This is a genomic window from Peptoniphilus olsenii (assembly GCF_040545475.1).
In the GTDB taxonomy this organism is placed as follows: Bacteria; Bacillota; Clostridia; order Tissierellales; family Peptoniphilaceae; genus Peptoniphilus_A; species Peptoniphilus_A olsenii.
Genome location: NZ_JBEPMA010000002.1, coordinates 215,289 through 230,545 on the forward strand (window position 1 = coordinate 215,289; position 15,257 = coordinate 230,545).

General features: G+C 27.8%; 5 protein-coding genes. All 5 read right to left on the minus strand.

What is annotated here, in order from left to right; genetic code table 11:
* Positions 1–4 precede the first annotated feature (4 nt).
* The 5 genes from ABID14_RS03105 to ABID14_RS03125 all read right to left on the minus strand — a co-directional run bounded on the left by ABID14_RS03105 (position 5) and on the right by ABID14_RS03125 (position 15,185).
* Positions 5–1,549 (minus strand): spermidine synthase, encoded by a 1,545-nt coding sequence (locus tag ABID14_RS03105; protein ID WP_008901387.1) that lies wholly within the window; start codon positions 1,547–1,549, stop codon positions 5–7.
* A gap of 20 nt (positions 1,550–1,569) precedes the next feature.
* Positions 1,570–2,730, minus strand: coding sequence for a site-2 protease family protein (locus ABID14_RS03110; RefSeq protein WP_008901386.1), 1,161 nt, complete (start codon positions 2,728–2,730; stop codon positions 1,570–1,572).
* A gap of 2 nt (positions 2,731–2,732) precedes the next feature.
* Positions 2,733–4,103, minus strand: a complete 1,371-nt coding sequence (locus ABID14_RS03115) for a radical SAM/SPASM domain-containing protein (RefSeq protein WP_004837843.1) — start codon at positions 4,101–4,103, stop codon at positions 2,733–2,735.
* Between the two features lie 651 nt (positions 4,104–4,754).
* The gene (locus tag ABID14_RS03120) at positions 4,755–5,897 is read right to left on the minus strand and encodes a single-stranded DNA-binding protein (RefSeq protein WP_354367068.1); all 1,143 of its coding nucleotides are present in this window, start codon (positions 5,895–5,897) and stop codon (positions 4,755–4,757) included.
* 33 nt (positions 5,898–5,930) lie between these two features.
* Positions 5,931–15,185, minus strand: coding sequence for a helicase-like domain-containing protein (locus tag ABID14_RS03125; RefSeq protein ID WP_354367123.1), 9,255 nt, complete (start codon positions 15,183–15,185; stop codon positions 5,931–5,933).
* Positions 15,186–15,257: the final 72 nt, after the last annotated feature.

The window sequence follows — 15,257 nt, forward strand, 5'->3', positions numbered from 1 at the left end:
ACGCTCAATCCTTTCTAATCTTCATTTGATTTTTCACTATTTTATTAAATTCTTCATCTTGAAGTTTCTCAATATTATTAATATCATCAGATAAAATATTATTTACATCTTCAACTTTTTGAGAATCTTTAAACAACTTTTTAGTCTCATCTTTAAGATGGTTATTGTTTTGCTCTTTTAACGATAATTCTAAATTCTTTTCTGAACCATATACAATAACATTATTGTCACTTTTGGTTTTATATTTATAAACATTAGGGCAAACACATTTCAAAGTACCACTTAAGGCAAGCACAAGATTAGAATTCAGGCTATTTCCTAAACCTATATTCAATGCAATAATTCCATTTCTATTAAGATGCGCTTTACAATCCTCAAAAAATTCTCTAGTAGTTAGGTTTATTGGCATAGATATATTCTGATAAACATCAAGTATTATTAAATCATACATTTCATCTGTACTATTTAAATAATTCCTTCCGTCAGAAATTATAATTTTATCATCACTTTTATTAAAATAAAGCTCTCTTAAGTTGACAATATTTCTATCTATTTCTATCCCTGTAACTTCAAAATTATCAAAATTTTTATGCAACAAAGTAGACATAGTTCCCGTTCCATAACCAATAATTAAGATTTTATGCTTGACTTTATCATCAAGTAAATTATTAATCTTAACAAATTCGTCATAATAATATCCTGATTTCTTTTTATTCTTATCAACTTTTATTGACTGTGCGCCAAAAAATACATTTGTTTTTAAAGCTAATTTTCCATCATCATTTTGTGATACATTAATATAATTATATTCTGACTCTTCTTCGTGCACAGGCTTATCAAAAGCTAGACTTGTTGTTGATAAATATAACGACATACAAAGCCATAAAACACAAATAATTGAATTTAATAAAAAGTTCCTTTTTATTTTTTTGCTATATAATATCAGAATAATGGCTAGTACCGCTCCAAATAATAGAAAAGATCTTTTTACGCCTATTTTGGGGATTACTAATATAATTGGTATCATTGTTCCTAACACAGATCCAAATATGTTGAATAAATATAAATTTCCCATTACATTTCCAGTTTCATCTAAAGAAGTTATACTTATTTTTGCTAGCAGTGGAGAGATTGTCCCCATAAAAATTAATGGAACACTAAATAATACTATGCTGCAAATAATAGAAGATATCATAATTATATTCCCTAATTGCACTTCAGAAGCCAATATTATTGACCCCATTATAACTATTTTAGACGTTAGTGGTACCGTACATATGAACAAAAAAGATATTAATAAATTTTTAACAATCCTTTCCTCACAAGTTCTTGTTTTTACTAATTTATCTGCACGTTTACCCCCAAAATAATTCCCAATTCCTATACAAATCATTATTAAGCTAATTTCAATTAACCAAATTAGAGTTGTTGAGCCAAAATAAGGAGATAATATTCTTGTCGCACTTGTTTCAATTCCCATTATACAAAACCCTGATATTAAAGCAGTAAAGTAATATATAATAACTTGCTTATTTTTATTTACATTCATATAGCCCCCCCATGTTCTAACTATTTTTTATATTTTTTTATGATTTTAACAAACAATAAAGATATGTAAACTAAAGATATTATATCTATAATTAAATTTGCTCCAATTTTGATTCTTTGAAATAGAAACAATTCTCCATAAAAAAGTAAACGAATTGATTCCAGTAAATTTCTCTTTCCAAAAACCACTTCTAATACTCTAATAATCCCAAAAATTATTAATGTCAAATTCACTAATGCATACATCAAAGAATAAACTTTCACACACTTGCTACTTTCCATTGTATATGCTTTCCTTTTATTATATATTTTTTCATTATAAATATAATTTAATAATTTCATGGATCTACCATGAATATTCGGTTCATCAATAAAATCTGACAAAATCCAATATCCATCTAATCTTAAAAATGGATTCAAATTAAATATTATAAGAATTAAGTTAAATATAATTAGAGCATCCATAGTGTTATTTCGGATCATTACTGCCGAAAAAAAATACATAAATAATCCAACAAGCATTTGTAAATAAATCCCAGCAAAATCTATGATTAACCTTTTTTTATTACTTAATTTCCATGAATCACTTAGGTTAACATACATAACAGGTCTAAACATATATACTCCTATACCAATATTACCAACTTTACAATCAAGTGACTTAGATGAATATATATGTCCTAGTTCATGAACTACGAAGATTAAACCAAATGATATAAAAAATAGAAAATAATTAATACTGTTTATTCCGTTAATAAAATATATCCAATTAAATTCCTTTATATATTTTAGAGATATTACACAATAAATTATACTCAAAATTATTATAAGTGTTGGTTTAAATATAAATCCAGGTAATATCATTTTTAGTTTATCACCATCTATTATTGGTAAATGAAACCAAAATTTATATTGACTACTTTCATTATATTCGCTAAATACCCCAGTCATTATTAATCTATTATTTATTAAATCTTCTAATTCTGATTCTGATATCTCAAATCCTTCATTATTTAATTCATTTTTTACTTTATTTATGCTTTTTGTACCATCAAATTTTTTAATTATTTCTTCTACAATTGGCGTAACTCTTACCCTTTTCCCGTTATCAAAACTAAGTAGTAGTCTTCCATCATCTAGATATTCTTTAACGTAATGATTAGTCTTTAAATTTTCTACCATATTTACATCTCTAAAAATTTATACTTAATCGAATTTATATATTCTCTTAAAACTTCTTTAGCATTATTACAATAAGGGTCATTAATATCACCATTATTTTTTATAGCTGCGTAGGCACACCCACCGCCACAGAACGGAGCAATTTCACAATCCAAACATCTATCAATGTTCAATATACATCTATTACTCCATATTGAATATGCCTCTTTATTAAGACTAACTCTTTCATCGTTATAAAATCCTATAGCATATTGGGGATTTCCTATTGCTTCAGGACACGCATATATGTTACCCTCTGGATCATACACATAATATTGTCCTCTATTAGCTTCACAATACGTGTATTTTGCAAAATCTTTTTTTGCATTCTCAGAAGTTCCTCTCATTATATGAGATATTACTCTAAACATTGATAATCTATTTTCCATATAATTTGGAAACTTTTCATTTAATTTTTTTATAATCTCATCTTCCGATATTGTGTCCACAGCATTATCTGCAGTATGATCTGTCACAGGTGCTAAATCGAATCTAAAATTAGGGCTATCTATCCATTTTTTTGATTTTAAAAAATCTTCAAGCTCTTTTAAGTAGTTAATATTATACTGATTTATATTAACTCTTAAATTTATTTGCCTTATTTTAGTATTTACTAATAAATCCAATCCATTAACTATATCGTCAAATGTTCCTTTCCCATTTTTATAAACTCTTCTAGAATCATGAATTAATTTAATTCCGTCAATAGTTATCTGTACGGAATCTATCGTATTTTCAAATCTTTTAAAAATATTTATGTAGTTTTCCACATGACTTCCATTTGTTATTATACTGACCGGAATATTATTTTTTTCAGCAAACGACAAAATTTTAATATTTATATCTTTGGTAATAGGAAGAATAGGTTCTCCCCCGAATAATTGAATTCGATGCTTTATATTTGGTTTATTCTCTTTTACTTTATATATAAAATCACAAATAGACTGACATTGATTATCACTAATAACTTTTTGTTGATTTCTAACCTTAGAAGGTTCAAAACAATATACACAATTCATATTACAAAACATAGTAGGACAAATAACATGAATCACAGATATATCACATAAATATTCATGAATTTTCATTTGTCGTTTCATCTCATTTAACTCATGATTTCTATCTTCAAATATATATCCTCTTTTCTTCAAAGAATCATATATATTTTTTTCTCTAGCATTCAAAGCTTTAATGTTATCTTGTTCACTAAACTTATGAATTATAGATTTCGTTTCCAAATCTATAATATCAATAGCACCAGAAAGTGCATTCACCATCAATTCATTTTCTTCGTTAATATTATAAAACGAAATATATTTTGTTAATATAGCCATGTTTAGTCCTCCTAATGTGTAGTATTATGGCGATGCCATTAATAATAACAACACCGCCATATTTTTTTGCGTTGTTCACTAATTAAGTTTCACAACTTTAAAGCTAAAAACGTTAAATTATACTAAATTCTCCAACAACACAAACAAGAAATATATTCTTCTCTTTCTTCAAGCTCTTCAATTTCAACTTCCGTCCAAAGTTTCACTTCATTAACTGATTTCATAAAAGTTCTCCTTTCTAAATCTTAGTAAACAACGCAAATACAACTTTTGTTGTACTGTCTTTATAATATTATTTAATCTTATTTTTGTCAGCTTACTTTTGTCTTATTTTTCTATATTTACGATATTGAATAATTGATTCTTCTAAAAGTTTATTTCAAGGACAATTTTCTAATTCTGTTAAGTTTACGTAATTTCGCAAAACTTTGAAATTTTATCATATATATTAATATCAATTGCAAAAATAAAATTACATATATGAAAATTAATGATCATTGCTGATTAATTTTAATTATCTACTAATAGTTTTTTGATTTAAACTTGTTGTTATGTTTATACATTATTATATTAAGAATATTAATGTATAACCGATATTGCAAACTTATCAAAAAAATAAAGGCAATCCTAAAACCTGCCCCCTATAATCTTTTACCTTTCTATGCTATTATCCTTTTTCTTCTTTTCATCCACTTTCATATCCCCTTTAGTCTTAAATTCCTTTAATTTCCCTATTGTTGATGCTTTTGCTTTAGTATGCTCTTTAGCTTTTAATAACTTTGCAGAGTAAACTTTTAGACTTGTGTATTCCTTATTATCCTTTCCTATACTTTTCTTTTCTTTGCCAAATAGGTGTACAAAATCTCCTTTTTTCAAATTTTTTACTTGATTGATTTTGTCATTATAGGCGTAGCAGTTGATGAATTTTGCATTTCCTTCCTTGTCATTTTCAGCAATAGAAAAGGAGGCTACTTTAAAGTCCCTCCCATCTTTTGATTTTAAATCTTTAATTTCTATATCAGTTGCTATATTTCCATCTATATTTAATGTATCCTTTTCTTTATTATCTATATCTTTCATTGCTTTATCTCCTCGTTCTTGATTAACTTCTAAGTTTTCTTTTAACTCTTCTTCGTCTATATATTCAATAAACTTTTCATCAATAAGGCCCATAACTGAATCATTCATATAATTATCATAGGCATTATTAAGAACATTTTCATTTTCTACTCCTGTTTCAAGGGATATAATACCTTTTACAAATTCTTTATGATTATATTCTGCTAAAAAATCTATTGTATTTTTCATGCTTTCAAAATTTGTATTTTCCATATTTGCTATTGTTCTTATATCACTTGCGTATCTAACAGAATCCCATTCATACTTTCCACTTTCTTTATTAAACTCTACTCCTGTGGCTAAAATAAATTGATTTCCGTCAAATAAGGTAGCTTGATTATCTTTCACATCCAATACCATAGTGTCTCCAAATTCAGTTTCAATTACATTTCCCTTTTTTATATTCATTTTTATTCCTCCATTTCTATTTTTTTCTTTCTTATCTGTTAAATCTTTTATTTCTTCTTCCTTTCCATCACTAATAATAAATTGTTTTATTTCTTCAACTGTTGGATCATCGATTGTAGTCTGAATAAATTCAACTAATTTATCTTCTGAAGTGGCAAAATTTTTAATTCCATATTCAACTATATTGTTGATTATTCTCTGAGTATTACCATCAAAAGAAAAATTTTCTCGAATAAATTCATTAAATCTATCTCTATCAAATTCCATATTCTTTTTCCTCTAATAATCTCATTTAAAGCTTTATCTGCCACATGGTTCACTATTATTTATTTCTTTTATATTATTATTTACTGCTAAATTCCCCTTATATTCCTTTAATTTATCCATAATAGATGTTTTTTCTTTCCTTTCAAAATCTCCTATTTCCTGCACTTTACTATCTCTAAAGTCAGCATCATTTCTATCTATTATTCCATCTAAATCCATATCTTTAGATAATGGATCATAGAAGTTTCCATCATCATCTATTTCAAGTCCCATTACTTCTCTCAGTTTTTCTTCATTTACTGATACAAGCTCACTAAAATTCCAAAAGCCAATAGATGTCTTTAGCTGTACTAGCTCTTTTAAATCACTTGCATCTAAGGGATCATAGGTGTATTGAAAGCTGTCAATTAGGTTCTTATCTACATAGGTGTTCATCTTGTAATTTATTAAATCTAAACTTACTTGTATTTCATGTTTTTCATCTGGTGTAGTTGTATAAGCTATTCCTATATCTGTTAAGTCAGGAAATATAGTATCAAAGTCCTCTAACCTGTTTTCTTCATCATATTCTCTGTTAAGGAAGTCTATCAATTCTTCCTTTACTTCTTCTAGTAATGGATTATCTTGGCTTATATCTTCACTTTTTCCCATATCTAGTAAATTATTTACTTCTGCAAGTCTTAGTGTCTTATCCTTTAAAAGTTCAGCTTGTGGAAATGTCTTTTGTATTTCAATTTTGGCTGTTTGAAATTGCTCTTCTGTATCTTTTAGTTTTGAAATTGTATTTTCTAATCTTTCTGGTAATTTATCTAATACATTATCCATTCTTGTTATATTACCTATTTCATCTGTTCCAAACTCTCCTCTATATTCTCCCTTACCTTTTAATATAAAGTTATATTTATTGAAAAAAGAATCATATTTTATGGATAAATCAAAATTTCTATATTCACCTATTTTTTCTCCATCTTTATCCATTTCCCTATATATTTTAACTCCCTTAATTTTGTTCAACAAAAACTCTCCAGCTATTTTCTTATCTATATACTTCTTTCCGTCAATAATTAGAGAGGTAAATTTATTATCTTCTTTTAAATTTTTATCTACTTCTCTATAGGGCTCAACATTTTTAATATCTTCCTTTAAGTTCTCTATCCTTTCTTTTAATCTTTCTATTTCCTTTGGATAAAATTTAACTACTTTATCTTCCAGCTTGTAAAGATTTGATTTAAAATTGGACTCTAGCATTTTAAGTTTAGAAACTTCAACATCAAGGTCCATCTTCTCCTTTATTAATGGATTTCCTGTTGCAAGAGCTTTGATTTCGGCATAGTTTAATGTGGCTTCGTCTACATCTTCTGCAACTCTTACAGGAGTCTTTGAAGTCATAATTTGGGAAATATATTTTTGTTTATTCTCTAAGGTTTGGAATAGGTAGGCATCAAAAGTATTTTCTGTTACATATCTAAATATATGGACTTCCTTATTCTCATTTCCCTGCCTCACAATCCTGCCTGCTCTTTGAGAAAGATCAGCAGGTCTCCATGGTATATCAAGATCGTGAATTGCAATTAGTTTGTCTTGGGCATTAGTACCTGCTCCCATTTTCTGTGTTGAACCAAGTAAGACTCTTATTTCTCCCTTTCTTACCTTATCAAAGATAGCGTCTTTTTCCATATTGTTTTTTGCCTTATGAATAAATTCTATTTCATTTTCAGGTACTCCCATTTCTATAAGTTTTGTTTTAATATCATCATAGATATTAAAATCACTACTTGGTGTAGACATATCACAAAATATTAATTGAGCAGATTTTTTATCTTTATATTTATCCCAAATGCTAAATACATTTTTTATACAGGTATTTACCTTACTATTAGGATCATCAGGAAGTAAAGGATTGATTAATCTTTGATCTAACGCCATCTTCTTCCCATCATTTGTTATTAATAGCATATTATCAACACTTGAATCTACCTGCTTATCACGAACCTTATCTGCTCTCTCGGAAAAAGTTTCAAGAATTTCTTTTTGTTCTTCGGTAGGCTTTGTTTTTATAGTTTCATAATGGGCAATTGGTGTAGGAAGATTTAAAACATCAGCTGTTTTAATATCCATAAATCCTTTTACAGTATTCATAAGTTCAGGAAGATTATAAAATTTTGCAAATCTGGTTTTACTCCTATAACCATTACCCTCAGGATTTAATTCTATTGCCGTTATTGTTTCTCCAAAAGTAGACGCCCAAGAATCGAAATGTTGCAATTTCATCTTTTTTAATTCATCATACTGTAAATATCTCTGCATGGTATAAAGTTCAGCCATACTGTTGCTTACTGGTGTACCTGTGGCAAATACTAATCCTTTATTATTAGTTATTTCATCCATATAGCGACATTTCATAAGCATATCTGATGATTTTTGTGAATCTGTAGAAGTAATTCCTGCTACATTCCTCATTTTAGAAAATAGATAGAGGTTTTTGTAGGCATGGGCTTCATCTATAAATAACTTATCTACTCCCAGTTCCTCAAAGGTTACAACGTCATCTTTCTTATAATCAGCATTTAGTTTTTCTAACTTTGTCTCTAATTTTTTCTTTGTTTTTTCTAATTGCTTTACAGTAAATCTTTGATCCCTTTCTCTTTTATATTCATCTATATAGTCAATTATTTCATCAATTTGACCTTGCAATTCATATTCTTGTCTTTCTTTTGATATAGGAATTTTTTCAAATTGACTGTGCCCTATAATAACAGCATCAAAACTTCCTGTAGCAATACGACTACAAAATCTTTTTCGTCTATCGGGTGTGAAGTCTTTTTCTGTGGCACATAATACATTAGCTCCTGGATAGAGTTCATTAAATTCTCTTCCAAATTGCTCTACGATGTGGTTAGGAACAACAAACATTGACTTATTACTCATTCCAAGTCTTTTTGACTCCATGGCTATACCTATCATTTCAAAGGTTTTTCCTGCTCCTACTTCATGGGCAAGTAAAGTATTTCCACCAAACAAACCTCTTGCTATGGCATCTTTTTGATGTGCTCTTAATTCTATTTCAGGATTCATTCCTTCAAAAGTAAGATTAGATCCATCATATTCCCTTTGTCTTATGGAATTGAATCTTTCGTTATAATCTTCTACTAATCTATTTCTTCTTTCCACATCATCAAATATCCAGCTTTTAAATTCTTCTTTTATCATCTCTTGCTTACTTCTTGCAAGCATTGTTTCTTTTTGATTAAGCACAGATTTTTTCTTTCCATCACTGTCTTCTACTTGGTCAAATACCTTAGTATCTCTTAAATTTAAAGTATCTTCTATCAATTTGTAGGCATTTACCCTATTTGTACCATAGGTAAAAGAAGCAAGGTCATTGTCCCTATCAGAGCTTTTTCCTTCAACTCTATATTCTCCTGTAAAGTCAGAATACTTAATATCTATATTCCACCTTGATGAAACTGGTGTTTTCAACAAATCAAACATAAATTTTTTGTAATCTTGTTCCGGTATCCATGTTGCACCCATTCTAACTGTAATCTCACTTGCATCTAGTGCTTTAGGCATTACTTCCACTAGCTTTGCTTTTTGAAAATGTAACTCTTCTAATTCTTTTTTTAAGAGTTTACTATCCTCTAGATTTTCTTCCTTTCCTAACTCTTTTTCGATGTTTTTAATATAAGAGTCTACAACTTCAATTTTATCTCTTATATTTCCTGACAAGTATTCATCAGCACTTACGTAAGGTCTTGAAAAATCTCCTAGATCCTTAGCAGACTTAAATGGATTTATATCATTAGGTTCAAAGGAATCTAAATTTAAAAATATTTCTCCCTTTAATTCTTCTATTAATTTATCTCTTGTTTTTCCTGTCAATTCTTCCATATAATCAAAATTTATTTTACCTTTTTGACTAATAGAGAGTACCAGAGCATCTATTGCCCTATCTGTATGATCTATTATTACAGCTTTTTTTATAGTTCTCTTGTTAAAGATATCAGATTTTCCTATAAAGTTGCCTTCTTTATCTAATTTCTCCAAAGTTGAAATTAAAGAAAAATTGGCATCTTCTCTAAATAACTTTTTATTGGTTTTTGAATTTAGTCTTCCATGTTTGCTATTGAAATCATCGTAGAACTTATTTAGATTTTCTTGTTCTTTTTTTATCTCTTCATCTGAATAGTCTTCTTTTTGATAGGTTATAACTTTCCTTAGACTTTCATTTAATCTTAAATATTCTTTTACCTTATCTTTATCCTTTTGGTTTAAGGATATTCTTTGCATAATTGAATTTTCTCTAAAATATATTTCATCATCCACTAAAGCAAAAGAATAGTTTTTAACACTATCATCAGCTGGTATTGTTTCTTCTCCTAAATCATCATTTATTTGAGCTTCTTCATACCTACCTTGGATATTTTTAATGGCTTTTTTTAGTCCTTCTTCTAAAGAAATATCTTTATTTTCAATACATGCAAGGCTTGTCCCAAATCTTGACGGTATTTCTTCCATAGTCCCTATTACCATCTGAGGATTATCTACAAAGTATCTATTATATATTAATCCTTTTGCATCTTTGTCTAGCTTTATCCAGTCTTCATCTATCTTTAATAGTCTATCTCTCTTTTTTAAAAAGATTATATCTGAAGTTACTTCTGTTCCAGCTACCCCTTTAAATGTAGTATTTGGTAGTCTTATTGCTCCTAAGAACTCTGCTCTTTCCGATATATATCTTCTAACATCTTCACTTTTTTTATCCATTGTTCCTGAAGATGTTATAAAAGCAATTATGCCTCCATCCCTAACCTTATCTAAAGTTTTAGCAAAAAAATAATCGTGAATTAGAAAGTTATTTCTTTCATACTCACGATCTGCTACTTTAAATTCTCCAAAAGGAATATTTCCTATGGCTACATCAAATAGGTTATTAGAAAAATTGGTTTCTTCAAATCCTTTTATTTGTATATTGGAATTAGGGTAAAGTTCTTTGGCAATTTGTCCACTAATGCTATCTAATTCAACTCCATAAAAGTTTGACTCTTTCATTTCTTCAGGTAGATTTCCTATAAATCTCCCTGTCCCAGCACTTGGTTCTAATATATTTCCTTTTTCAAAGCCAAGATTAGAAAGATTTTCATAGATAGCGTCTATAACTACTTTCGGCGTATAAAAAGCTGTTAGGGTTGATCCTCTTGCCCTATTATATTCTTCCCCAGTTAGATTTTCTTTTAAAAAATTTCTTGCATCAAGCCATTGACCTTCCTTTTCTTCATCAAATACATCGGAAAGTCCTCCCCAGCCAATATATTTTGCCAAAATTTCCTGTTCATCTTTTCTTGCACTTCTATTTTCTTTTTCTAAAGCCTTTAAGACATTTATAGCTTCAATGTTGTTTTTTAATCTCTGTGAAGGTGGTAGGTTTTCTTCTTCATTAATAATTTTATAGTTTTCTAAAGAAACTTCAGAAATCCCTTCTATATTTTCTCTATCAGTCCTTATTAAATTATTATTTTCTTTCCATTCCTTATATTCTTCTAACTTCTTATCAATAGTTTCTTTTCTATGAGTGGTTAATTTCAATGAATTACCATCTCCGTCAATTTTGTCGATTCCTTTGAGGTAAGAAAAAGGTAGAGTAAATTCCCTATAATTTTTTGGATTAGACGAACTATATACTAAAAATTCTTCCTTTTCATTATCAACTCTTACTATAAACTGATCAGCAACAAGAGAAGATTTATTATTTATTACATCAAGGCTTTTATGTAAAAGCCCTGAATTGTCTTTTTTAACTTTTTCTTCGTTATTATTGTCAATATCTTCAAATCTAATTTGTTCTACTAGTTCCTCTTTATCGATAGATTGTTTTTTACTTAATATATCTTTTTCACTAGATTTATATTCTTCTAAATCTTCCTTTCTTACAAAAATATTAGAAACTGGTCTTTCTCTACTATATATTACTTCAGTAATACCACTCTTATCTATTGTACTTAAAGCTAATCTACCCATTCCAGCTTCATTAAATTCATTTTCTTTAATTAAATATTCCTTATTTCTAAATTGAACTGGTAATCCTAAAAGACTATAATCTTCTATTTCTAACGGAATTAATTCCTCTTTTTTTATAACTTCCAAATCAAGATCTTTGTAGTCATTAAAAAGAATTATTTCGTTTCCGGTAATAAAACCATTCATTAGTCCTGTGCTATCTTCTAATTCTATAGTTTTAGGACTTGTAGCATCGTTAATGGCGATTATAGTGTATTCTTTTCCTTTGTATCTAATACTCATACCTTCTTTAAATGGATTTTCTTCTTGCCTTGTTCTATCATTTTCTATTTGCTGATTTAAATATCCATTTAAAAGTACTTCTCTATGTTTGTCATCAAGTAAATAAGGTAAGTTACTTAATATGTCCTTATAACTTTTATATTTTATAGCTTGATTAGAATTTAAAATATATCCATTGTATCGTAAATTTTGTCTTAGAGTTTTTTCTTTTATATCTAAGATTAGCTCTACATCAAAGCCTTCTTTTCCATCGATTGTCTCCTTAATACTATCTGGGATTTTTAATAGTCCTTCTTCTATTTTCTTTGATAGTAGTAAGTATTCTTCATTTTGAGGATCAAAATAGTATTCTCTTTTTTCTTTGATATCCTTATCTATTAACTTGGAAAGAACTTCTTTTTTATCTCTTATTTCTTCAATTTTTGATTTTTCTTCTTGCGATAAATTTATATTAAAAGTAATTTTATTTTCTTCATTTATATGTGCTAAATTTTGATATGCACCACTGATTTCAAGATTTTTATTAAAAACATATATATCATTATAATAATCCGGAAATTGCTGATTAAAACTTTGAACATCTATATCATAGCCTTTCTCAAATTTTGTAACTTTATCATCAGCAATTTCAAATAATCCTTCTCTTTCCAATTCTAATACATCATTTAAATTTGTAAGGTTTACTTCTTTCATTTTGACAGTAATTTCATCAAACAAACTGTCTATTTTTCTGCTATCCTCAAAAGATTTCCCTTTATATAAATTGTAGATCTTTCCTTGTGAGTTTTCCTTTCTTGGATAAACTCTAATTCCTGTTTCTTCTAGTTCTATATCCTTTGTTTTCTCTTTATCTACTAAAGCATAATAATATCCTACTTTTACTGCTAATTTATCTTCTACAATCTCTTTTGTTAATTTTTCTTCTACTTCATTTCTTAATACTTCTAAAGCTTTTAAATCGCTTCCTTTAAAGGAATGTGAAAATAGTTTTAAGTCCTTATCAAAATAGGCATCATATGAATAATATGTTATTGGATTATGGTTATTATCATATCCACTGGAAATATCTTTTATTTTTAAATATTTATTATCCTCTGTTCTAACTATATCTCCCACTTTTATAGAGAGTATCTCCTTATCATCTTCTATATTGTTTTCAAGTGAATTATATAAATACTGTCTATATCTATTTTGGGTTCTAAGACTTAATTCTTTAACCTTATCTATTGACTTCATATCATCTGGAAGATTTCCTTGCTTATCGGCAACTTCTCTCATGATTTTTGCATATTCTCTTTGGAATACAGAGTTAAAACTTGCTAAGGTATTATTTCCTAAGTTTTCTCTTGCCTTGATAATTTCATTTTCTAAAACTTTATCCTTAACTAATACATCAAAAATTCTATCTTCAATTTGATTTATTGAAATTATTTTTTCATCTATCTTATTTTCTTCTATAGTTTGATTAAGTTCTATCTGACTTTTTCCTATTTGTTCATAAAGAAATTCAAAGTCTCTTTGGTTGATCTCATTTCCATCACCTATGTCTATCTTATAGTGATCAACTATTTTCCCATCTACTATATGGTTAAAATAGAATTTGGAATACCCCTCCCACTTATCAGTCATCTGCCCATATTCATCTTCTCCTAAGGTCTTATTATGAAGTCTTATCTTTTCATCTATTTCCCTTATTTCATCTAATAATTCTTTAGTCAGCCTTTGTCCTGCATAATCTTTTTCTATTAGACTTGAACCCTCATTAAACTCAATTATCCAATAATCATCTTTTATATGGCTATCTAAATCAAAACCTATATTCTCTTTATTTTTATTAGTATAAAATTCCTTAAATTCTTCAAAACCATTTACTATATCATCATCTATAACTTCTTTGTTAGAATTAATTATAATATTTGGAATATCATCATATCGACTTTGACTTTCTAAAAGGTAATATTCTCTTCCTTCTATTTCTTCCTTTTCTTTAATATAAAAAGTGTCATATATTCCCTCAAGAATAATTCCATCGTCTAACTGGTCTAAGGGTATATCTAATTGTTTTTCAAAGGCTATGGAATATATTTCTTCTTTTAAAAAGTTTGGTATAAATTCATCATAAATGATAAGTTTTCCATCATCACCTATACTTGCTACGGACTGTCCTTGATAATAATATATAGAACTATTATTTGTTCTTTCTATATATACATCATTATCAGTTGGAGGCAAATCATCTTGATAATTTATATACTCCTGGCTTTCTTTTTCTGTTTTATTTATTTCCTGATCTGTTTTTTTCTCCCTATTTTCTTCAAAACTTTCCTCATCTATATATCTATTCTTTTTAATAAGGTCATTAATTCTTCTTGCAACATTAGACCAAGATAGTAGTATTTCTTTTGCATTACCTTTATTATATTTTATTCCCTTCGCATCGTGCCACTCACCACTTTCTCTTGCAGCAGATAGTGCATGAGAACTTCCACCTACGCCATATTCATTTTTCAAGAAATCTGCTTGTTCTTTTAAATCATGCTTTTCAGTAAAAAATTCATATATTCTTTTCTTTCCATCAGAAAACCCGCTTCCTCTTTTTAGGCTTTCATCTATTTCATCTTGTGTTATAAAACTCTGAATAGGTGCAATATCCTTTAAATTTGACCTATATAATTTTCTTTCTATTTCTAAATCATTGATATCATTATAGATTCTAGATAATTTATAATGATGAAATCTTAAAATATCAGGATTAATCTTATATTCTTCTAAAAATACCTCGTATTCTTTTCTGAGTTTATTTATAAAATTTTTATCTTCAAGTTTTTTCCCGAGATTTTCTTTTTCATCTGGGAAGCCTCTTCCTTTTATATCATTAAGAATCGCTAAATATCTGTCCTCAGTTTCATCAGAAAGATCTCTCTTTAAATACAATAATTTTTCTGCTATTTTTTCTCTTTCATATGTGGCACTTTCTATAACCTCCACGTTGCTAGCAAATTCTCCTCTATTTAATAAATCATTAATATTATTAGCTAAATGTTTCCAAGAAACTATTTG